This window comes from Blautia sp. HCN-1074, assembly GCF_037890165.1.
In the GTDB taxonomy this organism is placed as follows: Bacteria; Bacillota; Clostridia; order Lachnospirales; family Lachnospiraceae; genus Blautia_A.
Genome location: NZ_JBBKBP010000004.1, coordinates 75986 through 99164, shown reverse-complemented (window position 1 = coordinate 99164; position 23179 = coordinate 75986). Strand labels below are relative to the sequence as shown.

The window sequence follows — 23179 nt, the reverse complement described above, 5'->3', positions numbered from 1 at the left end:
AAAACCTTATATTTTTCGGATATAGAGGTGCAGAACTTAACAAAACTTAACATTTATCGGCATATAGATGAAAAAATGTAGGGAATTTTGTAACACGATAACGCGCGGGTGACTATTCAGAGATTTCGGAGTCCCTAAAAGTCTGGCACATGATTCCAAAATGAACTTCGAACGAACTTCGAGAAAATGCACTCAGATGTTATCGAACTCCGAGCGAACCCCGAGAAATGACCTTTTAATGAGTCAGTAAACAAAGAGCGAACAGAGCGAACATGAACAATACACGAACAAAACAAAAAAGGAGATTTTTATGAATGGATGTAACGAAAATGCAATTGAATTTATGACTAATGGTACTAAAGCAACATTAACATTCTCTCAGGGCCGGTATAAGTCAGTAATCCGCAAGCTGTCAGAGAAACATCCTGATGATTGTCAGATTATTGCGGATAATGAGGACGGAAGTATTTGTGCTCATGTTCCGGTAGCCTGGATCCGGATTTCTCCTCCGAAACAGTATACAGAGGAACAGCGTCAGCAGATGGGAGAACGGATGAGACGTAATGTGTCTGAAAATAAAGGAGTACAGGAATAAAACAGAGTAAAAATCAATTGTAATGCAACTAAGGTAAAGTTGTAGGAGTAAGGGAATAAAAAGGCTAAATGAGCCGATAAAACAGAGAGAAGAGATGATGCCGGTATTTAATAAAAATCCTGCTGCCGAACCTACGGTCCAATAAAAGACCTATTATGAGAAATACGGTCATTTACGGTCATGCGTTATTACTGATTTTTACGGTATTGGTCTGATTGAAGCAGTGAGGAAGCAGTGAAAAGTTATAAAAAGGGGCATCCATTATTTTGAGGATTCCTGTTATTGATAATGAAGCCGCAGGAAAGCCGCACAAAGCCGTGACGAACCCGTGAGAAATGGAATTAAAGCGGTGAGGAAGCGGTGAGAAACAGCATTATGATGGTGTTTTAGCATATATAGCCGAAAAGCAATAACATATTTACTCATGGTTGTTGAGAAATGTTGAGATTTTTTATATGTAGCCCCATAACAGTACAGTTATTTCCGAAATAGAACTTGAAAAAACTTGAAGTATTGGCTTATATAGCTCGGAAAAATAATTGCAGAGCGGAAAGGAGCGTTGTTATAGACGATTTAGTATATCTTAAAAATGAACAGGCAGTATGTGATAGTTTACAGGTAGCGGAGAAATTTGGAAAAAGGCATTCAGATGTCATTAGAGCAATAGAGAATTTATTGGCAAATGACTCAACGCAAAATTGCGTTCAGTGCATCAAGCCATCTAAGTATAAAGATGCTTCCGGAAAATATAATAAAAAGTATTTGTTGAATAAAGATGGCTTTGTGTTCCTGGCATTTGGCTTTACTGGAAAAGAGGCAGATGCCTGGAAATGGAAGTATATTGATGCGTTCAATCGGATGGAAAGACTTGTTTATGAAAAGAATACTGCTGCTTATCAGGTAGCAGATCAGGAAGAGAGGATCACCAGAAGAACAGAGACGGATGTTATCAAGGAATTTGTGGAATATGCCAGAGCGCAGGGAAGCACTCACGCAGATCACTATTACAGCAATTATACCAGACTGGCATATAAGAGTGTAGGAATCACTGACAAGACAACTGCTGCCGGAAGTCAGTTAGATGATCTGTCATTGGTGGAACATCTGATAGCGCATACTTTAAGAACTGGCATGGCAGCAGGACGTAATTACAAAGATATTTACCAGGACTGCAAGAATCGGCTGGAAGCTATGCGGTATTTACAGTGTACGGCGTGAAATGTTTTATTTGCCCAGAGTACAGGCATAAAACAAGGCGAAAATGGATGGAAACAGTGCAAGGGTATATTTGTATAGGGTAAGGTAGAATAAAGAGAAATAGACGATTATTACAAAGAAATGAAAGGTGTGGAAAACATAAAGGAAATGCTGAGAAGGATCCCAATAAATTGAATAGGCGAAGCGGCAGCAGATGAGAGTGTGGGCAAATGGAAATTGACAAATTCTGGGGACTGGCATATAATATACTTATCAAGACAGCCAGTAAGGGAAGTCAAGGTTCCCCGTCCTGGCAAGATATATGTTTAAGACGTAGCCGCCTATTCTTTACCAGAGAGCAGGGCGGCTATTTCTTATGTGTGTATGTAAGGATAGATACAATTAAGCTGGCTGTTGTCAGGATTATCATAAATATCTCGTAATCGCTCATAAGCATCCCCTCCTGTCAAGGCTCAGGATCAGGGGAACCACAGCCGCTCTACTGGCTGCCTGGATAAATATACTGTATTCAGTTCTAGCTTATCGAAATCCCATGTTTTATTGCTTGATCTTTAAGTTTGAGAAAATTTTTTGTTTGAGCATTTTTCATTCTACTATAAGCGCTAAAAGATTTGGGAGCTAGTTCAGGTAATTCATAAAAAATATGATAGTATTCTTTACGCATCAAATTTTTCTTATGAAATGCTTCCTGCTGTTTTATGTACTCAGGATTATCTTTTATATGATTGATCAATTGCTGATAGTTTGCATCATGATCAAGTACAGAATATATATATTTCTCAGCCTTGTCAGCTTCGTCAAACATTCCCATTTCTACGTGCCATTGTACTATCCGGTAAAAGTGGCTTTCGTCCCAAGATAAAAAAGGATGAGCAAACATTAATTCAGTACATTTCCATAAACAGGCTGAACATCTTATTTTATCTTTGCGATTATAAAAGCTTCCGGCTTTCATCCTTAAAACATAATCTAAATTTCCAGTAACGCCATATCCATCCATTATATTTTGATGTGCTGGGAATTTTGGTACAGGAATGCGCTTTAAATCGTCCAGATTCTCCAGATCATATTTTACTCCATCTGAAACCAGATATCTGGCATCGTACCAGCTTTCTTTATCAGTGGGATATACTTTGTACATCTCTCCATTTTTGAAATAGATGGTTTGAGCATCAGGAACATCATCGGATGATGAATTGAAAACACTTTTAATTTTATTGAAAAGGCTCATGGAATCCTCCTATGCAAATAGAACAGTAAAATATCAGGTATTGTTTTATTTTTTTACGATGGAAAGGCGATAGGTGACGTGACGATCTTCGGATGGTGGATTCTGAAAGACTTCCTCATCAACCTCCAGATTTGTCCAGTCATCTGTTTGAATTACACCGTCAATCAATTCTACCCGGATAAAATCAGGCAGATTCATAATATCATCATAGGTGTATAAACGTTTTGCCATGAGAGCACATCCTTTCGTGAATAATATTAGTTATGCGTTGTCACGTTCCATCCGTTGATCAACTGCTTTTTTGATATAACCGTTTACGGATTCTCCGGCAGCAGTCGCAGCGGCTTTGATTTCTTCGTATTTTTCCTTTTGGACATCAAGAGGAATACGTTTAAGTTTATTTTTTGCATATTCGATATCATATTTGGCTTTAGTTGAAATTTCAGGCATTAGAGATTTCCTCCTTGAGATACTTGTATGTATTTATTTAAAATGTCTCTATCCCATAAAAGAACGTTTGTTTTCTGGGCAAGATCTTTTGCTTGTCTGGTGAAATAGCGATTTGTCATTACTACTGGAACATGGCAATTATAATATCTACATCCGGAAAAGGCTTCTTGCACTGCTTTGTTTCCGATATCAGAAGAATAACATTTGCACTGTATGCCATATTTTACACCGCCTTTCTCGGCAAGAACATCGATTCCCTGATCTCCACTACCTTGTGTAACACTAACATTGTAGAAACCATTATTTTTGAGCAGCTCAGCACAATAATATTCGAAGTCGTGTCCTTCCATTGTATCGTAGACAGGAATTTGTGGTTCTGGTGATACATAAGATTCAACAGTGTCTTCTGGTTCAGAAGCGGATTCAGAAGCATAATCACTTTTGCTATATGACGGAATAATTGGTTCTACGTCATTAGAATCAGTAGAATTTGTTTTGATGATTCCTGAAAAAGTTCTGACTATAGAAGAAATAATGGTGCATACAAGAGCTATTATTACGGCACCAGGAACAAATATAACTAAAGTAGCAACAAGTCCGGCTATAATATGTGAACTGTCTTTCTGAAAACCAGTAATTGTAATGTAAACCATAAAAATAAGCCATAAAGCCGTAAAAAATGCTGTGACTTTGTGGTGAATGTAAAATGTTGTGATTTTTTTCAAATCTCTCTCTCCCTATAGTTGATTTTAATACTTCAAAATTATATCAAAAAGATGAAACTGTGTACATAGTAAAAAGATACAAAAAACTACGTACATATTTGTAAAAAAAGTCAATAGACAGGTAACTACGTACATAGTATACTATAATCAGTTCAAGGGAACAGAACAACAGCGAAGAGTGAAAATGAAGTGATAGTAAGATGTACCAAAGACACTTACATAACACCGGGCAAGGGTAAGGGGATAATGAGACGGTCGAGAAACCTTAGATAGCTTTAAGACCTGCCGGGGCTGTTGGGAATTCCGATAAAAGGAGGGATAAGAACATGAAGTACAACTTATCAAAGATCATGTTGAAAGCATGGAAAGTTTACCGCAAGACAAAGAATATCAGCTTTGCAGAAGCACTTCACAGAGCATGGTTATCTGCAAAGGCAGAAGAAATCAATGCAAAGAGAATCGAAGATGCGAAACATGCAGCAGGAATCACAGAGGAAACCAATACCTTTGCTAAGTGGAAAGAGCTTGGTTATAAGGTAAAGCATGGAGCATCAGCATTATTCGGATGTTCTCTTATCTGGGGAAGCAGGGGAGACGGCGCAGAATACAAGGCAAGTTTCTTTGGAAAGTCTCAGGTAGAAACAATTTAATAAAAAGCCCTTACCAGAGCGGCAACTCTGATAAAGGCAAAGTAGCCCGACAAACGATCAAAATTGAGGGGCTGTGCGTATTATAACATACTCATTCCCCTCAGACAACAAAAGAAAGGAACGAAAGTATGATATCAGTAATGGACGTTCTTGTAATTTTTTTGAGTGGATTTATATCTGCTAAAGTATGTGATTATGTACACGAATTAGAACGAGAGGAGAATGAAGCATGAGTAAAGAAAAAACATTGAGAACATCAGAAGAAACAGAAGTGATGCAGGCCATAGGTGTTCCGGCACAGGAGACAGAAGAAGTAAGCACAGCTCTTGCAACAGAGATTATCGCAGATCTCAAGAAACAGCTCGAGGAAGCAAAGGAAGAAGCGAAAGACTGGGAAGAAAGTTGGAATGTGTGTCGTGAGCAGGTTCGAGTACTGTCCAGACAGTCAGACATTATTAGTATGGCGTTAAGGATGGATGATGTAGAACTATTAGACTTAGCTTTTGGATTTGTTAGAGGATGCTATAACCAGCAGATTAAAAAGGAACAGGAGGCAGAAAACAATGGAGAAGTGTAATTTAACTCAGGTCCCTTGCAGAAAGGCAATAATGGACGTTGTCCAGGCTAACAAAGATAGAAGATCATTACAGCACATCTATGAGCTGGCAGAACTCTTTCGGATAGCTTGTTCCAGCAATGAAGCCTTTATGGAATTATCAGAGGAAGATCAGGAGCGTTTCTGGCTGATTATAGATGCTTTAATGATGAATGATCTGGAAGATCTCAAAAGAGTACATAACCTTGCTAATTATCTGATGGTAAAGCGGATTAAAGATAATGTGAAAGTGGCGGAGGCATAACATGGATTATAAAAAAGAAATTGAAAATTTTCTGAATGAAATCCAGAGCGAGAAATTTCTGAAATTTTTGTATAACGTAATTGTCTCATTTAAGAAGCAGTGGGGGTACTAATATGGATTACAAGAAAGAAACTATTGAGATATTACAGAAGGTAAATGATGACAGTCTGCTTGAATTCTTCTATAGATTCATTGCCAGAGTATTAAAGAACAGGGGAAATTGATATGGATTACAAAGAAGAAACTATTAAACTGATTCAGAAATGTAATAATCTTCACTGGCTGAAAGTAATTCATGCTTATGTTTTAAGATTGTTGGGATAATCAGAGGGGCGGCGGACTGCTGCCCTGCCTTAATATAAGAAAGGTATTACTATGGCGAGAAAAGACATTAAAGGTAGAAACCTCCGCGTAGGTGAATACTACGATGAAAAGAATCAGCGATATATGTTCCGTAAAATGGTTGATGGAGAGCGTGTGACAATTACAGCTGCCAGTCTGGCAGATCTCCGTAAGCAGGAGAATGATTTGTTATGTAAGATTGATAAAGGGGCAAGGTTCAACACAAAGAAAGCAAAAGAGACATTAAATCAGTATTTTGATTATTGGTTTGAGACATTTGCCAAGAGCGGGCGTAAAGCGACAACCTGCACCAACTATAAATCCTATTACAATACATATATTAGAAAAACAATAGGCAAGAAGCCAATCTGTAAGATTGAAAAGGTGGACTGCCAGAAAATCGTCAATGGAATGATTAAGGATGGAAAGAAAACTTCTACCATGACGAATTTAAAAAGCTGTTTAAATGCAGTATTTGAATGTGCAGTGGATGAAGATGTGATACTGAAGAATCCGGCCAGAAATCTCCAGATACCTCAGACAGGAGCAAAGAAACGTACAGCAATAGAATCAGATCAGATAAAACTGTTTATGGATTATGTAAAGACAAGTCCCCAGTATTCTTATGCTTATCCAGAATTTATTTTCTTATTTAATACAGGAGTAAGGATAGGAGAGCTTGCCGGGCTTACATGGGATAACGTAGATTTTAAAAATAATATGCTTACCATTGATAAGACGGTCAACCGTTACCGGAAAAAAGACTTCGGTTTTACTATGGCGTTGGCTTCTCCGAAGAGCAGAACATCAGTCAGAACGATTCCGATGAATAATGAGGTACGAAAAATGCTTCTGAAAGAAAAAATGAGGAATGCAGGTCCTACGATGTCAATTCCTTTTGTAGATGATTCCGGAAACATCAGGAGGCAGGTATCAGACATTGTATTTGCAAATTCTGTTGGGCGTGTCTGGAATGAACCTGGATTCTTAAATCTGATTAACCGAATCATAGAATCATACAACGAAGAAGCAGAGGAAAATGGAGAAGAGAAGCTTGAAAACTTTTGTCCTCACATGGCAAGACATACATATACTACATTGGCATATTCTGCCGGAGCTGATGTTAAGGCTGTCAGTGAGATTCTGGGGCATGCATCAACATCTGTGACAATTGACACTTATGCACATCTGACAGAGGAGAAAAAGCGAAAACAGGAAGAGGTGATAAAGACGATAAAGGTGCTGTAATGGCGCCTTTTTTTCTGGCCTTTTTGTGACAATTTCTGTGACAAATTTTGTGACAAAGACGACACGAGACGGAGTAAGACAAAAAAGATGGCAAATCAGAGAAGTGTTGATTTTACGCAGGATAACACAAGACAAAACAAGATAAAATTTAGTTCGTCAAGAGAAAATGCTTGACACCGTACCTGAAATAGGTTAAGATAGTCAAGGTGATTACAGATGGAGAAGTTTGTAGAGCAAGGTTATTTATATGATTTTTATGGAGAACTTCTGACAGAGAGACAGCAGCAGGTTTATGAGAGCGTGGTGCTGGAGGATTATTCGCTGAGTGAAGTCGCAGAGGATCTGGGCATCAGCAGACAGGGTGTGCATGATATGATCAAGAGATGCAATAAGACCCTTGAGGAATATGAACAGAAGCTCCATCTTGTAGAGAAATTCCTGAATATACGGGCACAGGTGAAGCAGATCCGTGTACTTGCCCAGGAATATCATTCCGATGAAATTGCAAATATTTCCAATGAGATTTTAGAGGAGTTATAACATATGGCATTTGAGAGCTTGACTGATAAACTGCAGAATGTATTTAAGAAGTTGCGAAGCAAGGGCCGCCTGACAGAGGAGGACGTTAAGCTTGCTCTTAAGGAAGTAAAGATGGCCCTGTTAGAGGCTGACGTAAACTTTAAGGTTGTGAAGCAGTTTACCAAATCTGTACAGGAGCAGGCAATCGGACAGGACGTTATGAGCGGTCTGAATCCGGGCCAGATGGTGATCAAGATTGTAAATGATGAACTTGTGAAACTTATGGGAAGTGAGACAACAGAGTTGCCTCTTCGTCCGGGAAATGAGATCACAGTGTTCATGATGGCAGGTCTGCAGGGTGCAGGTAAGACCACCACAGTTGCGAAGCTTGCAGGCAAGCTGAAGTCCAAAGGTAAGAAACCTCTCTTGGTTGCCTGTGATGTTTACCGTCCGGCGGCTATCACACAGCTGCAGGTCAATGGTGAGAAACAGGGCGTGGAAGTATTTTCCATGGGAGATAAGCAGAAACCTGTGGATATTGCGAAAGCAGCAATCGAGCATGCGAAAGCGAATCAGCAGAATGTGGTGCTTATCGATACAGCCGGTCGTCTTCATGTCGACGAGGATATGATGCAGGAGCTTGCAGATATTAAAGAGAATATTCATGTAGATGCAACAATCCTGATCGTAGATGCGATGACAGGACAGGATGCGGTAAATGTGGCTAGCACATTTGCTGATAAGGTAGGAATCGACGGTGTCATTCTTACGAAGATGGATGGTGATACCCGAGGTGGTGCAGCCCTTTCTATCAAGGCAGTAACCGGTAAACCTATTTTATATGTAGGTATGGGCGAGAAGCTTTCTGATCTGGAACAGTTCTATCCGGAACGTATGGCTTCCAGAATCCTTGGTATGGGTGATGTCATGAGTCTGATCGAGAAAGCGGAAGCTTCTATTGATAAAGAACAGGCACAGGACATGCAGAAGAAGTTAAAGAAAATGGACTTTGACTTCAACGATTATCTTACCAGTATGGAACAGATGAATAAGATGGGCGGTATCGGCAGTATCCTGAACATGCTTCCAGGAATGGGCGGCAAGATGAAGGACATCGAGGGAATGATCGATGAGAAAGCGATGGACAGAACCAAGTCAATCATCCTTTCTATGACACCTCAGGAGAGAAGCAATCCGTCAATCCTGAATATTTCCAGAAAGAACCGTATTGCCAGAGGCGCAGGAGTTGATGTCTCCGAAGTAAACCGTCTGGTGAAGCAGTTTGAACAGAGTAAGAAGATGATGAAACAGATGCCTGGCCTTATGGGCGGTAAAGCCGGTAAGCGTGGCGGCGGATTCAAACTTCCGTTCGGACTGTAAGTTAAGGTTGCCGGGCACGAAGTGAACAGCAGCTATTTGAGAAGTTAGCGAAGCGAATAACGCTTTGACATAAAAAGTTACTGCCTGAAACGGGCAGTAATTGCAAACATAAGAAAACAATATATTTTAATTTAATGGAGGAAATGAAACAATGGCAGTTAAAATCAGATTAAGAAGAATGGGACAGAAGAAAGCACCTTTTTATAGAATCGTAGTTGCAGATTCCCGTTGCAAACGTGATGGAAGATGTATCGAAGAAATCGGAACATATGATCCAAACCTTGAGCCAAGCGCTGTAACAGTAAACGAAGAAGCAGCTAAGAAATGGCTTGCAGCAGGAGCTCAGCCTACAGATGTTGTAGCAAAAATCCTCAAAGATGCCGGAATCGAAAAATAATTCAGATTTACCAGATAAGGTATTTCTGCAGCGTCCGTAGGGGACGGGTCAGGGAGGTATGTAATGAAAGAATTAGTGGAAGTAATTGCAAAATCTCTTGTTGAAAATCCGGATGAAGTGGTTGTTACTGAGACAGAAAAGGAAGACGCAATTATCGTTGAGCTGAAGGTCGGACCTGCTGATATGGGTAAGGTTATCGGACGTCAGGGAAGAATTGCGAAAGCAATCCGCACTGTAGTCAAAGCGGCTTCTTCAAAAAGCAGCAAAAAAGTGATTGTAGATATTCTGCAATGAAAATAGGGTCAGGAGCTGTGGAACATCCCATGGCTCCTGATTTGGGTTTATTATGAAAAAATGGGAGAGCAGATGGAAGATTTATTAAAAGTTGGTGTGATCACTACGACACACGGAGTACGCGGAGAAGTAAAGGTATATCCAACCACAGATGCAGACAGATTTCTGGATCTGGAATATGTTCTGCTTGACACTGGCAGAGAGAAAAGAAAGCTTGAAATTGAGAATGTTAAGTATTTCAAGAACCTTGTAATTCTGAAATTCAAGGGAATTGACAATATTAATGATATAGAGATGTATAAGAAAAGAGAACTCTGGGTTCCGAGAGAAGAAGCACAGGAGCTGGAAGATGATGAGTATTATATTGCAGACCTGATCGGAATGGATGTTGTTCTCGAAGATGGAAGCAAATTCGGAACTTTGAAAGATGTAATGGAGACTGGTGCCAATGATGTCTATGTAGTAGAGGACACGAAAGGTGCGGAGGTTCTTCTTCCAGCGATCAAGGAGTGTATTCTTGATGTGGATGTGGAGAAGAATGTAATGACCATTCATCTGATGAAAGGATTAATATAAATGAATTTTCATGTTTTGACCCTGTTTCCGGAGATGATTGAAAATGGTATGAACACGAGTATTACCGGACGTGCCATTACAAAAGGTCTCCTGACACTGGAAGCAGTGAATATCCGCGATTATGCGTTTAATAAACATCAGAAAGTGGATGACTATACTTATGGCGGCGGCGCCGGGATGCTGATGCAGGCAGAACCGGTTTATCTCGCATATGAGGCGATTGCCAAACGCACAGCAAAGCGGCCGAGGGTTGTATATCTGACTCCTCAGGGACAGGTATTTAATCAGGCAATGGCACGCGAGATGGCGCAGGAGGAAGATCTGGTATTCCTCTGTGGACACTATGAAGGAATCGACGAACGTGTTCTGGAGGAAATCGTGACAGATTATGTATCTATCGGAGATTATGTGCTTACAGGCGGGGAACTTCCGGCTATGGTCATGATGGATTCTATTTCCAGAATGGTTCCGGGAGTGCTGAATAATCAGGAATCCGGTGAGACAGAATCTTTTGCGGGAAATCTTCTGGAATATCCGCAGTACAGCCGCCCGGAAGAATGGCATGGGAAAAAGGTGCCGGAGGTTCTGATGTCCGGTCATCATGCAAATATAGAGAAATGGCGCAGGGAGCAGTCTGTTTACCGTACGGCAAAGAGACGCCCGGATCTTTTAAAGAAGGCGGATCTGACCAATAAAGAATGGAATTATGTGCGCCAGTTAAGGAAACAGTGGAAGGAAGAAGAGGAGCAGACAAAATGAAAACAGCAGATTTTTATTATGATCTTCCTCAGGAACTGATTGCTCAGGATCCTCTGGAGGACAGAAGTTCATCCAGACTGATGCATCTGTCTTTACAGGATGGAAGCATTGAACACCGTCATTTTACAGATGTATTGGATTATCTGGAAGAGGGCGACTGCCTGGTTATCAATGATACAAAGGTAATCCCTGCCCGTTTATACGGACATAAAGAAGAGACAGGAGCACTGATTGAGATCCTGCTTCTGAAGAGAAAAGAAAACGATATCTGGGAATGTCTGGTAAAACCTGGAAAGAAAGCACGTCCGGGAGCGAAGATCACATTTGGAAATGGAATTTTAAAGGGTGAGATCATTGATGTTGTGGAAGAGGGAAACCGCCTGATTCAGTTCCATTATGAAGGAATCTTTGAGGAGATTCTGGATCAGCTTGGAGAAATGCCTCTGCCACCATATATTACTCATAAACTGAAAGACAAGAACCGTTATCAGACTGTTTACGCAAAGAATGAAGGATCCGCAGCAGCACCGACCGCAGGATTGCATTTTACAAAGGAATTGCTGGAAAAGGTGAAAGAAAAAGGCGTGAATATCGCCCATGTGACTCTCCATGTAGGCCTTGGAACTTTCCGCCCTGTAAAGGTTGATGATGTGGAAAGCCACCATATGCATTCTGAATTCTATATTGTAGAAGAAGATCAGGCGAAGCTGATCAACGATACAAAGAAAGCAGGAAAACGTGTTATTTCCGTAGGAACCACGAGCTGCAGAACTCTGGAATCCGCAACAGGAGAAGATGGAATCCTGAGATCAGGAAGCGGCTGGACAGAGATTTTCATTTATCCGGGATATAAATTCAAGATGATTGATGGACTGATTACAAATTTCCATCTGCCGGAGTCCACACTTCTGATGCTGGTATCTGCACTGGCAGGCAAGGAGAATATCATGCGTGCCTATGAGACGGCAGTACAGGAAAGATATAGATTTTTCTCTTTTGGAGATGCAATGATAATAATATAATATCAACATAAAAATATTTCATATTATATAATGGATAATATGAAATACATAAAGAAAGCCGAGAAATCTGAAAAGACTTCCCGGCTTTTGGCGTCTAATTCATATCAACTGTGTTATTATCAGAAGAATTAGCACTATCTGTATTATTTCCTGTTGTGCTGCTATTATATTTTGCAGTAAAGGTAGTACCTTCCGCAGTAGAAATCCATGAGCTTCGTTCATTGATCTTATTCAAAATTCGTGTAGCTTCGTCGCCCTCGGCAGGAGTTGGCTGATAGTTATTGTAACCTTCATACGCTGCGGAAGAAATAGAGCATGGAATAATATTAGTCACATTATCATCTTTGACGCCGTCAGAATCAATGGTAAAGGTCTGCTGATAGATCATGGTGTCCATATCGCTTGGAGAACTGTTTCCACCGAAGCAGAAGTTTCCAAGACTGTACACGATATTTTTACCCTTATAGGTTTCAATGCCCTGAAGAACATGAGGGTGATGTCCGCATACAAGATCGGCACCTTCATCAATGGCCAGGCGTCCAAGGGTGGTCTGGTTGCTGTCCGGGACGGTTTCGGTCTCATTTCCCCAGTGGAAAATAACTACGATTAGCTGTGCACCATCAGCTTTTACTTTCGCAATATTATCTTTTAACTGCTGTTCTCTGCCAAGGTGGTCATTCAGTTCATAGATGCCGACTAATCCGACCTTAACGCCCTTTATATCCATTACGGCGGTTTCATCATATCCGAAATGTACGATTCCTGCATTATCCAATGCGGTGAGTGTGTCTTCGAAACTCTGATCTCCGTAGTCATGGCTGTGGTTATTGGCAGTATTTACCGCTTCAACAGAACCACTTGTCAAAATAGAAGCATAAGAGGCAGGTGCTTTGAAAGCAAATGTTTTATCTTCACGTTCGGTTGAGTCAGTAAGTGTTCCTTCGAAATTCGCAATCGTCAGATCATCTGCAGAGAAAATGCTCTTTACATTCTGCAGGAAATAATCGGCACCATAATTTTCATAGTAAGCGTTTAAACTGGTGTCATAATCAAATGTCTCATCTGTCCCAAGGGTACAGTCACCTACAACACTGAGAGTCAGAGATACAGGCGAATCTACGGTAGAATCTGACGCTGTATCAGATTCAGAAGGATTAGAAGCCGAAGAAGCGGATTTGCTGCTGTCCGAAGAGACATTCATTGATACAGCATTTTTGGAAGCGGTTTTCCGTGAATGTATATAGTTGCTGCATCCGCGGATTCCTGCCAGAAGCAGTATAAAAACCAGAACAAAAATGCCGATTCCGGCTGCAATCAGTAGTTTCTGCCGTCTTTCCTGATAATATTTTGATTTTCTGTAGATATTTTTTCTGCGGGATGTCGAGGTTTTGCCCTGTGGTCTTTTAGATTTAGGATTCATATGTATTCTCGCTTTCTTATGAGTGATAAGGACATTCAGATTACTGAAAAATGAAAAAACAGTGGTCTATTCAGTATCCGTACAGTTAAGGAAGTCAATCGGATATTCGCAATCCGCTTTCGCTACTTGCTCATAACCAAATAACTGCTTCGCAGTTTATCAGAAGGGGCTTGTACCCCTTCTGATACAAGCAAGTCCCCACCCACTGCTTATTGCTCTTCGCAATTGAAGCAGGGGACTTACTTGATTTGGTCAAATCATTGGAAAACTCTGTGAGGTGAAATAAGAATCTGAATTTATATTTCACAAAAACAGATATATTCATATGAAAATTTTGTGTGAATAATGGATTACTGAATGGTTAAATTATATAAGAAGTATATAGAGAATTCACAGAATCGTCAACAAATAAGTCTTTTCATAAAACCACATTTTTGTTATAATACTATGACAAAAGGTTACATAAATATTACAGACAGAGGAATGGGATATGTTATATATAGGAAATCACACAAGCTCATCCAAAGGATATCTGGCGATGGGAAAACAGATGCTTGCAAATGGCGGCAACACTTTTGCATTTTTTACAAGAAATCCAAGAGGGGGAAAGGCAAAAGAGATTAATCCGCAAGATGTACAGGCATTTTTACAGTTGGAGCAGGAAAATCATTTCGGCAAGCTGGTAGCACATGCGCCATATGTGATGAATTGCTGTGCTGCTAAGGAGAATCTGAGAGAGTTCGCCAGAGAGACAATGGCGGATGATCTGAAACGCCTGGAACTGACACCGGGAAATTATTACAATTTTCATCCGGGCAGCCACGTAGGCCAGGGGGCAGAAACAGGAATTGCCAAAATCGCGGAAATCCTGAATGAAGTTCTTACAAAAGAACAGAGCACGACAGTTCTTCTTGAGACAATGTCAGGAAAGGGCAGCGAGGTAGGAAGAAACTTTCAGGAACTGCGCCAGATTATTGACCAGGTGGAACTGAAAGAGAAACTGGGCGTCTGTCTGGATACCTGTCATGTCTGGGATGGAGGATATGATATCGTCAGTGATCTTGACGGGGTATTTACTGAGTTTGACCAGATTATCGGTCTTGACAGACTGAAAGCGATTCATTTAAATGACAGTATGAATGGTCTTGGCAGTCACAAAGACCGTCATGCCAGACTCGGGGAAGGCGAGATTGGACTGGAAGCACTTGTGCGTGTGATTAATCATCCCGCGACAAAGGGCGTTCCGTTTATTCTGGAAACACCGAACGATGATGAGGGGTGGGCGCGTGAGATTGCACTTCTCAGGAAAGAATATGAGGAAAAACAGGGATGAAAACATTGATTTTTAATGGTTCACCGAGGAAAAACGGCGAAACTGCATATATGATTCGGACATTGCAGGAAAATCTCGGCGGAGAGTACAAAGTAGTTGATGCATACAGGGCACAGATCCGTCCGTGTATAGATTGCAGATGGTGTTTTGACCATGCGGGATGTGCGGTTAAAGATGAGTGGCAGGAGATTCTTTCCTATATTGAGGAATGTGATCACATTATTATTGCCTCCCCTGTATATTTTGAAGAAGTTACGGGCATGCTTCTTGCAGTGATGAGCAGGCTGCAGACCTATTTCAGCGCCAGATATATCCGTAAGGAAGAACCGGTTCCGAAGAAAAAAACAGGAGCTGTTCTTCTGGCTGCAGGAAGTATCGGACCAAGAGAGAAAGCAGAGAGCACAGCAGAAATGCTGCTTCGCCAGATGAGCTGTGAGAGTCTGGGAACGGTGTATGTAAACCGTACAGATAAAGTGCCGGTCAGAGACAGGGATGATATGATACAGGAGATAAAAGAACTGGCAGTTAAATTAAAGATGAAAGGATGAATAGAATGAAGAAATTTAGATACATGATAATTACAGGTATGCTTCTTGCATCTATCGGCCTGGCCGGTTGTGGAAAAAAGTCAGAAGATGATATTACGAACAAAGAAATCTATCAGGATGACCTTCAGCCGCTGACAGAAGAAGAACTCAATGAAATGGATGCGGACACTTCTGATGAAGATATGAAGCAGATTGACGAACCTGAGGATGAAAATGCAGATAGCGCAGAGACAGCAGATGCTGCGAAAACAGAAAATACAACAGAAAATACAGCAAAAGATGCTGCATCCTCAGATACAACAAAAACTTCAAAATAGTCAGGAATACTACATCATTTTCCGCTTATAATAAGCAAGCAGCGGAAGTGGATTGTGAATATCCGATTGACGATTTATGAAAAAAGCACTCGTGGGAGTGCTTTTTTCGTTAGAAGAAGTAAATATTTAACCGAATCAAGTAAGTCCCCTGCGGAGGTTGCGAAGAGCAATAAGCAGTGGGTGGGGACTTACTTGTATCAGGAGGGGTACAAGCCCCTCCTGATAAACTGCGAAGCAGTTATTCGGTTATGAGCAAGTAGCGAAAGCGGATTGCGAATATCCGATTGACTTGAATCAGGTAAACTTCCTGCTTCAATTGCAGATACCTGCCTGATTTCTGTTGAAGAAAACTCCGTCAAATTAAGAAAAAACTTCGTTTTTCAGTTCTTCCCCATTCATAAATGCCTTTGCATTTTCCAGAGTGGTTTCTGCGATGTTATCCAGTGCTTCGCGTGTAAAGAATCCCTGATGAGAAGTCATGACTACATTCGGGAAGGAAAGAAGACGCTGAGTGATAGAACTCTGCAGGATACGCTCGGACATATCCTCAAACACAAAATCAGTTTCTTCCTCATAAACATCAAGACCAACTGCAAAGAATTTATGATCGCGGATTCCGGAAATCAAATCCTCTGTTTTGATCAGACCACCACGGGAAGTATTTACAAGAATCACGCCATCTTTCATCTTAGAAATAGTTTTTTCATTAATGAGATGCTTGGTTTCCTTAGTAAGAGGGCAGTGAAGACTGATCAGATCACTGGTTGTAAGAAGCTCATCCAGAGATACATATTCCAGATAATCAAGGTTTTTATTCGGATAAAGATCGTAAGCGATAACTCTCATGCCAAAGCCCTTGCAGATTTTTGCCATTGCCTGTCCGATTTTACCTGTACCGATGATACCGGCTGTTTTCTGATAGAAGTTTACGCCCATCAGACCGCTTAATGCGAAGTTGTTTTCGCGGCATTTGATGTATGCTTTATGTGTGTGGCGGTTTGCTGTGAGAGCAAGTGCCATTGCATGTTCTGCAACAGCCTCCGGAGAATATCCCGGAACACGCAGAACTTTTATACCGTATTTGTGAGCAGTTTCCAGATCTACATTATTGTATCCGGCGCAGCGCATAAGAATCAGTTTTACGCCCTGTGCGTTAAGTCCTTCGATTACCTGAGTGCCCAGATCTGCGTTTACGAAAGCGCAGATGGCTTCATAGCCATGAGCAAGGGATGCAGTTTCTTCGTGAATATTTGCTTCTGTAAATTTAATTTCAATACCTGGATAGGAAGGAAGAAGCTTTTCGAAAAATTCCTCGTCGTAATTTTTAGTGCCGTAAAATAAAATTTTCATAAATAGTTAGCTCCTCTCTGTTCGGGTATATATCAGATACAGTATTTTAACTGAATCAAGTAAGTCTCCTGCTTCAATTGCGAAGAGCAATAAGCAGTGGGTGGGGACTTGCTTGCATCTGAATATAATTACCGTAAAAATATTATGTTGTTAAAATAATAACAATGCTACGAGGCACATTATAAATGATTTTCTGAAAAAAGAAAAGGGTATTTTGGATAAAAAATCTCAAGTATTAATAAAAATACAAAATTTCATTTTAATAATTTGTTTACAAGATGCAAAATAACAAATTTTGGAAATGACAGTATTGTTTATCTAATGATAAGTATGTACTAAAAAGAAAAAAGTATTCCCGTTTTATACAATAAAAACTCCCAACAATGTTTGAACAAAAACATTCGTTGGGAGTTATGGTATAAAATTACTTATAAATTATTTCCCAAGAGAATACAAATCCTCATAAAATTCTGGATAGGAGATCTTAACACAGTCGCCATCCTTAATTGTGAGTGTACCATCACAGATTGTTCCTGCCACAGCAAAGGACATAGCGATTCGGTGATCGAGATAAGAGTTGATCTCTGCACCATGAAGTGGTTTACCGCCATGAATGATCATTCCGTCATCAGTCGGCTGAATGTCAGCACCCATACGTTTCAGTCCTTCTGTTACAACTGCGATACGGTCAGATTCTTTAACCTTCAGTTCCTGCGCATCCTTAATGACGGTAGTCCCCTCTGCAAAAGCGGCCATAACGGCAATCATTGGAATCTCATCGATCAATGTCGGAATAATTTCTCCCTCAACAGTGGTTCCGTGAAGGCTGCTGGTGCGGATCAGAAGGTCTGCAGTAGGTTCACCTTCGGTACTTGCATTTAATAATGTAATGTCAGCTCCCATAGCTTTGCATACACGCAGCATACCATCTCTGGTAGGGTTGATTCCTACATTTTTAAGAAGAATCTCGCTTCCTGGTGTGAGAAGTCCTGCCGCAATAAAATACGCAGCGGAAGAGATATCTCCAGGCACTTTAATTTCACGTCCGTTTAACACTGGTTCCGGTTCGATGGAAGCGGTTGTTCCCGCAGAAGATACCTTTGCTCCGAAATAATTCAGCATAATCTCAGTATGATTTCTTGACAGCACCGGTTCGGTAACGCTGGTAATGCCGTCTGCATACATTCCTGCAAGAAGTACGCAGGATTTTACCTGTGCGGAAGCAACCGGAGACTGATAATGAGTGGCATGCAAAGGTTTACCTGTAATACGTAAAGGTGCGCAGCCATTGTCTTTGAGACTTACGATATCAGCTCCCATAGAAAGAAGAGGAGTCATGATACGCTTCATTGGACGGGACTGGATAGAAGCATCTCCGTTTAATTCACTGGTAAAAGCCTGTCCGGCCAGAATTCCGGAGATAAGTCTTGTGGTAGTTCCACTGTTTCCTACGTCCAGAATTTCAGATGGCGCGCTCAGCCCATGAAGGCCTTTTCCATGCACCAGAATTTCTGAAGCATTTCGCTCAATATCAATTCCCATATTCTGGAAACAGGAGATAGTAGAAAGACAGTCTGCTCCTTCCAGAAAATGTGTGATTTTTGTCGTACCCTGTGCAAGAGAACCGAACATAACCGCACGGTGGGAGATAGATTTATCACCTGGTACAGTCAGCTCTCCTGAGAGGTGTGTCTGTTTTTTGATTTCCATGTTTGACTCCTGCCTGTTTTATAATATTTTGCCTGAATATCAAGCGGCCAATACACTGTTTGAAATAACTACACTATTTATCTGTTTGTACATTCAAATCTGTATCCTGTTCAATTGATGTAGTTATTTAACGTTCGTATACGATATAATTTCGTTTCTTAAGAAGTGCAGCACCCTTTTCCATAGCTGTTCCGTCATAGAATTCGATTTTAAGAACACCTTCCTCAAATTCACGGTTATGGATAATTCCGATATTCTTGATACTGATCTTCTCCATAGCCAGAATAGTTGCGATAGTGGCAATTCCTCCGGCTTCATCAGCAATGTCCAGATACAGGACATATGCTTTCTTGAGCAGTCCATTGTCCACAACATCGATGGAGTCACGATAATCTCTGGAGTGTGCAAACATCTGATACAGACTCTTGGAGTCTTTATTATCTACAAAACAACGGATCTGCACCAGCAGACGGATATAGTCGTCCAGAACATTGGAAATATTCTGGTTGTTTTCCACGCAGATCTGTTCCCACATAATCGGAGAGGAGGAGGCGATACGTGTGATGTCGCGGAAACCTCCGGCTGCGATCGTTTTCATATATTCCTGGTCGCTGTCCAGCATGCTGACAAGATTTACCAGTGCAGAAGCGATGATATGAGGAAGATGGCTGACTCCGGCAGTGATAAAATCATGTTCTTCACTTGTAAGAACCATAGGGATTGCTCCAAGGGAAGAAATCATTTCTGTAAAGTCAGTCAGTTTCTCTAATGGCACTTCGCCGCCGGGAGTGATGATATAATAAGCATTCTCAATCAGGCGGTCACTGGAAGCCTCGAATCCGGTTTTCTCCGAACCTGCCATTGGATGGCCGCCGATAAAACGGGATTCCATGCCAAGGCGCTCAACTTCTTTATGGATAATGCCCTTGACACTTCCGACATCTGTGATGATGGTGTCAGGACCGATATTCTCTTTAAAATATTCCAGATACTTTACATTATATTCTACAGGTGTACACAGGAAAATATAATCACAGCCTTTGAAACGCTCGTCGTGTTCTTCACAGACGGCATCGATCATATTACTGCTGACTGCTGTGGCAAGTGTTTCCCGATCCTGGTCATAGGCGAGGATACGGTAATCTTCGTGGTATTTCCGGATGGCCTTGGCGATTGAACCGCCAATCAGTCCGAGACCGATAAAACCGATGGTTTTCATAGTGGTTTCTTGCATCCTTTCAAATAGCTTTTTTTGTTACTGTTCATACGCTGCTATTTCGCGGGGCGTTTTGACATATTCATACCAAAAAACCAGAGACATACAGCGTGAATTCATACGATTTGCATATCATATTTTTCTATTTTAAAGGATATAATTTGAAAAGTCAATTCGTTGAGAGACTTTTATACATAAATAATTTAAAGCGACAGAGTAAACGGGCTTATGAGAGTGTCAGACGTTTACTATTACTGTGCACGAAGTGAACAATATCCATTTACTTTTTGCCAGAGATAAATAGTACATAAAAATCTTGTATACGTCTGATATTACATTTGTGCCAAATTACACAGCTAAAATCTGTAAAAATTACTGAAAATATATAAAATGCTTATGAAAATACAAAGAGTTCACAAAAAAAGATGTTAAAATTTCATAAAATACTTGAAAAATACAAAAAAATTTAGTAATATATAGCCATATCGTTGCTGCGGGCGTTATAAGCAGCGACAACATAACAGACAAACAGGGAGGTACGCAACATGGATGTATTTAGAACTGACCGAATTAGAAATGTAGTCCTTTTAGGTCATGGGGGCGCTGGCAAGACTACACTGGCCGAAGCAATGGCTTACTTAGCAGGAATGACAAACCGTCTCGGAAGAGTAGAGGACGGAAATACTGTCAGCGATTATGACAAAGAAGAGATTAAGAGACATTTTTCCATTTCTACCACATTGATTCCGGTACCATGGGATAAGGTAAAGATCAATGTGCTGGATACTCCCGGATATTTCGATTTCGTAGGTGAAGTAGAAGAAGCAGTAAGTGCAGCAGATGCAGCAATCATTGTAGTTTCCGGTAAAGCCGGTGTTCAGGTCGGAACACAGAAAGCATGGAATTTATGCGAGAAATATAAACTTCCGAGAATGATCTTTGTAACTGACATGGACGTAGATGATGTCAGCTATCGTAAAGTAGTAGAGCAGCTCACAGAACTCTATGGCAAGAAGATCGCACCGCTTCATTTCCCAATCCGTGAAGACGGTAAATTCGTAGGATATGTAAACGTTGTAAAACAGGCAGGACGTAAATACATAGATAAAGGTAAGAAAGAGGAATGCCCGATTCCTGAATACCTGGATGAATATCTGGAGAAATATCATGATATCCTTATGGAATCTGTTGCAGAGACCAGCGAGGAATTCATGGATCGTTACTTCGAAGGAGATACTTTCTCAGTGACAGAGGTTTCCGCGGCGCTTGCAATGAACGTACAGGAGGCATCTATCGTACCTGTATGCATGGGCTCACCAATCAATCTTCGCGGTGTATCCAATCTTCTGGATGACATCTGCGGATATTTCCCAAGTCCGGACAAACGTTCCTGCAACGGAATCGCTCAGAAGACAAATGAGATCTTTGAAGCAAACTACGACTTCACGAAAGTGAAATCCGCATATGTGTGGAAAACAATTGCAGACCCGTTCCTTGGCAAATATTCTCTTATTAAAGTATGCTCCGGTGTTATCAAATCCGATGACACTTTATTAAACGTAGAGAAAGGCGAAGAAGAACGTCTGAATAAATTATATGTACTTGAAGGATCCAAACCGATCGAGGTTCCGGAACTTCATGCCGGTGATATTGGTGCAATTGCCAAATTAAACAGCGTACAGACTGGTGACAGCCTTGCGACAAAAGCAAATCCGATTCTTTATCCGAAGGCACTCCTTTCCACACCATATACCTGCAAGAGATTTAAAGCAGTGAAGAAAGGTGATGAGGATAAGATTTCCCAGGCACTTGCGAAGATGATGAGTGAAGACAAAACACTTCGTGTAGTAAATGACAGTGCAAACCGTCAGAGCCTTATCTATGGTATCGGTGATCAGCATCTCGATATCGTTATGAATAAATTAAAAGAACGCTACAAAGTAGATGTTGAGCTGAGCAAACCGAAGGTTCCGTTCCGTGAGACGATCCGTAAGAATGCAGATGTAGAAGGCAAACATAAGAAACAGTCCGGTGGACATGGACAGTATGGACATGTTAAGATGCGTTTCGAGCCATCAGGCGATCTGGAGACACCTTATGAATTTGAACAGGTTGTAGTTGGTGGTGCAGTTCCGAAGAACTACTTCCCGGCAGTTGAGAAAGGGCTTCAGGAATGCGTATTAAAAGGACCTCTGGCTGCATATCCTGTAGTTGGTGTGAAAGCTACCTTATATGATGGATCTTATCATCCGGTAGACTCCTCAGAAATGGCATTCAAGATGGCAACGATTCTTGCATTTAAGAAAGGCTTTATGGATGCATCACCTATACTCTTAGAGCCAATCGTATCTATGAAAGTAACTGTTCCGGATAAATTTACCGGTGATGTTATGGGTGACCTGAACAAACGTCGTGGCCGTGTTCTTGGTATGACTCCTGATCATCAGGGCAATACCATTATTGAGGCAGATGTTCCACAGCTTGAGATTTATGGATATTCCACAGATCTTCGTTCTATGACAGGTGGAAGCGGAGAATTCTCCTATGAATTTGCACGCTACGAGCAGGCTCCTGGAGATATTCAGGCAAAAGAAATTGAAGCCAGAGCAAGCAAGGTAGATAAAGCGGAAGAATAAAAAAGGGTAATTACTGACAGAGCAGTAATTTGTGTCAGCGCAGGAATTAAAATATAGTTAAGAAATAAAAACGGCAGGACATTTTGCAGAGATGCGGAATGTCCTGTTTTTTACGTTTTGTTGACAGAACTCGTAGTGTATTACTCGAAAATGCGAAATAAGTGCCATTTTTAAAGCAAAAACACTCGATACTGCGAAACGTTACATTGACAAACAGCCTTTGTTGAATTAAAATAAATTTTTAGGATAAGATGTCCATAATCGGACTGAAACCGCCGGAAATAATAAAAGTAGCTGTGTAGCCCAGTGGAGCAAACAGTAGTGGTGTCATGGACGCACCCTGAAAAGACGGTATCTCGTCTTGAGTCAGATGCCATGGTAAC

25 protein-coding genes are annotated in these 23179 nt (G+C 40.9%); 17 read left to right on the top strand and 8 right to left on the bottom strand.

The genetic code is table 11. The features are described from left to right. The first annotated feature begins 310 nt into the window (after positions 1–310). Both WKT11_RS05430 and WKT11_RS05425 read left to right on the top strand, forming a co-directional pair. Entirely contained in the window at positions 311–595 is a 285-nt protein-coding gene (locus tag WKT11_RS05430) for a hypothetical protein (protein ID WP_178703850.1), read from the top strand. 495 nt (positions 596–1090) lie between these two features. Next, positions 1091–1813: a Rha family transcriptional regulator gene (locus WKT11_RS05425; protein ID WP_340283081.1), complete on the top strand. Its 723-nt coding sequence runs from the start codon at positions 1091–1093 to the stop codon at positions 1811–1813. Positions 1814–2327: 514 nt separating this feature from the next. Here WKT11_RS05425 and WKT11_RS05420 read toward each other — a convergent pair. From WKT11_RS05420 to WKT11_RS05405, 4 genes are read right to left on the bottom strand one after another with little or no spacing between them, the layout of a single operon-like run. After that, the gene (locus WKT11_RS05420) at positions 2328–3044 is read right to left on the bottom strand and encodes a hypothetical protein (protein WP_340283080.1); all 717 of its coding nucleotides are present in this window, start codon (positions 3042–3044) and stop codon (positions 2328–2330) included. 45 nt (positions 3045–3089) lie between these two features. Beyond that, positions 3090–3275 carry a hypothetical protein gene (locus WKT11_RS05415; RefSeq protein WP_195565633.1) on the bottom strand — a complete coding sequence of 62 codons (186 nt, stop codon included), beginning with the start codon at positions 3273–3275 and terminating at the stop codon, positions 3090–3092. 30 nt (positions 3276–3305) lie between these two features. Continuing rightward, positions 3306–3494, bottom strand: coding sequence for a hypothetical protein (locus WKT11_RS05410; protein ID WP_118046005.1), 189 nt, complete (start codon positions 3492–3494; stop codon positions 3306–3308). Continuing rightward, positions 3494–4219, bottom strand: coding sequence for a restriction endonuclease (locus tag WKT11_RS05405; protein WP_340283072.1), 726 nt, complete (start codon positions 4217–4219; stop codon positions 3494–3496). Before WKT11_RS05405 ends, WKT11_RS05410 begins: the two co-directional genes overlap by 1 nt. A 326-nt stretch (positions 4220–4545) precedes the next feature. Between WKT11_RS05405 and WKT11_RS05400 the strand changes: the two genes are divergently transcribed. The 11 genes from WKT11_RS05400 (at position 4546) to queA (ending at position 12266) form a co-directional block, all read left to right on the top strand. Further along, on the top strand, positions 4546–4869 hold the full coding sequence (locus WKT11_RS05400; RefSeq protein WP_118616863.1) for a hypothetical protein: 324 nt from the start codon (positions 4546–4548) through the stop codon (positions 4867–4869). Positions 4870–5098: 229 nt separating this feature from the next. Then, positions 5099–5446: a hypothetical protein gene (locus tag WKT11_RS05395; RefSeq protein WP_340283070.1), complete on the top strand. Its 348-nt coding sequence runs from the start codon at positions 5099–5101 to the stop codon at positions 5444–5446. Further along, a complete protein-coding gene (locus WKT11_RS05390; protein WP_118616862.1) occupies positions 5433–5729 on the top strand; it encodes a hypothetical protein in 297 nt (98 codons plus the stop codon). Before WKT11_RS05395 ends, WKT11_RS05390 begins: the two co-directional genes overlap by 14 nt. 375 nt (positions 5730–6104) lie before the next feature. Continuing rightward, positions 6105–7319 carry a tyrosine-type recombinase/integrase gene (locus tag WKT11_RS05385; RefSeq protein ID WP_340283065.1) on the top strand — a complete coding sequence of 405 codons (1215 nt, stop codon included), beginning with the start codon at positions 6105–6107 and terminating at the stop codon, positions 7317–7319. Positions 7320–7535: 216 nt separating this feature from the next. Next, entirely contained in the window at positions 7536–7859 is a 324-nt protein-coding gene (ylxM, locus tag WKT11_RS05380) for a YlxM family DNA-binding protein (protein WP_117674754.1), read from the top strand. Between the two features lie 3 nt (positions 7860–7862). Next, positions 7863–9218 (top strand): signal recognition particle protein, encoded by a 1356-nt coding sequence (gene ffh / locus WKT11_RS05375; protein WP_117674755.1) that lies wholly within the window; start codon positions 7863–7865, stop codon positions 9216–9218. Between the two features lie 151 nt (positions 9219–9369). Further along, positions 9370–9615 carry a 30S ribosomal protein S16 gene (rpsP, locus tag WKT11_RS05370; protein ID WP_117674756.1) on the top strand — a complete coding sequence of 82 codons (246 nt, stop codon included), beginning with the start codon at positions 9370–9372 and terminating at the stop codon, positions 9613–9615. Positions 9616–9678: 63 nt separating this feature from the next. Then, on the top strand, positions 9679–9909 hold the full coding sequence (locus tag WKT11_RS05365; RefSeq protein WP_008704683.1) for a KH domain-containing protein: 231 nt from the start codon (positions 9679–9681) through the stop codon (positions 9907–9909). Between the two features lie 72 nt (positions 9910–9981). Continuing rightward, positions 9982–10485 carry a ribosome maturation factor RimM gene (gene rimM / locus WKT11_RS05360; protein ID WP_117674757.1) on the top strand — a complete coding sequence of 168 codons (504 nt, stop codon included), beginning with the start codon at positions 9982–9984 and terminating at the stop codon, positions 10483–10485. After that, positions 10486–11244, top strand: a complete 759-nt coding sequence (trmD, locus tag WKT11_RS05355) for a tRNA (guanosine(37)-N1)-methyltransferase TrmD (RefSeq protein WP_117674758.1) — start codon at positions 10486–10488, stop codon at positions 11242–11244. It begins immediately after the preceding gene. Continuing rightward, positions 11241–12266, top strand: a complete 1026-nt coding sequence (queA, locus tag WKT11_RS05350; protein WP_117674759.1) for a tRNA preQ1(34) S-adenosylmethionine ribosyltransferase-isomerase QueA — start codon at positions 11241–11243, stop codon at positions 12264–12266. The genes trmD and queA overlap by 4 nt, the downstream gene beginning before the upstream one ends. Positions 12267–12360: 94 nt before the next feature. Here queA and WKT11_RS05345 read toward each other — a convergent pair whose 3' ends face one another. Continuing rightward, positions 12361–13686, bottom strand: coding sequence for a CapA family protein (locus WKT11_RS05345; RefSeq protein WP_117674760.1), 1326 nt, complete (start codon positions 13684–13686; stop codon positions 12361–12363). A 490-nt stretch (positions 13687–14176) separates the two neighbouring features. Here WKT11_RS05345 and WKT11_RS05340 point away from each other — a divergent pair, with 490 nt between their 5' ends. Genes WKT11_RS05340 through WKT11_RS05330 form a run of 3 tightly spaced genes read left to right on the top strand, consistent with a single transcriptional unit; the run spans position 14177 to position 15884 of the window. Continuing rightward, entirely contained in the window at positions 14177–15019 is an 843-nt protein-coding gene (locus tag WKT11_RS05340; RefSeq protein WP_117674761.1) for a deoxyribonuclease IV, read from the top strand. Then, positions 15016–15567 carry a flavodoxin family protein gene (locus tag WKT11_RS05335; protein WP_117674762.1) on the top strand — a complete coding sequence of 184 codons (552 nt, stop codon included), beginning with the start codon at positions 15016–15018 and terminating at the stop codon, positions 15565–15567. The genes WKT11_RS05340 and WKT11_RS05335 overlap by 4 nt, the downstream gene beginning before the upstream one ends. A 5-nt stretch (positions 15568–15572) precedes the next feature. After that, positions 15573–15884, top strand: coding sequence for a hypothetical protein (locus WKT11_RS05330; RefSeq protein WP_147324763.1), 312 nt, complete (start codon positions 15573–15575; stop codon positions 15882–15884). A 360-nt stretch (positions 15885–16244) separates the two neighbouring features. Here the strand turns inward: WKT11_RS05330 and WKT11_RS05325 are convergent, their stop codons facing one another. The 3 genes from WKT11_RS05325 to WKT11_RS05315 form a co-directional block, all read right to left on the bottom strand. Next, positions 16245–17234: a 2-hydroxyacid dehydrogenase gene (locus WKT11_RS05325; RefSeq protein WP_117674764.1), complete on the bottom strand. Its 990-nt coding sequence runs from the start codon at positions 17232–17234 to the stop codon at positions 16245–16247. A 435-nt stretch (positions 17235–17669) separates the two neighbouring features. Continuing rightward, the gene (gene aroA, locus WKT11_RS05320; protein ID WP_117674765.1) at positions 17670–18944 is read right to left on the bottom strand and encodes a 3-phosphoshikimate 1-carboxyvinyltransferase; all 1275 of its coding nucleotides are present in this window, start codon (positions 18942–18944) and stop codon (positions 17670–17672) included. 127 nt (positions 18945–19071) lie between these two features. Continuing rightward, a complete protein-coding gene (locus WKT11_RS05315; protein WP_117674766.1) occupies positions 19072–20163 on the bottom strand; it encodes a prephenate dehydrogenase in 1092 nt (363 codons plus the stop codon). 542 nt (positions 20164–20705) lie between these two features. Here WKT11_RS05315 and WKT11_RS05310 point away from each other — a divergent pair. Then, positions 20706–22796, top strand: coding sequence for an elongation factor G (locus WKT11_RS05310; protein ID WP_117674767.1), 2091 nt, complete (start codon positions 20706–20708; stop codon positions 22794–22796). Positions 22797–23179 lie beyond the last annotated feature (383 nt).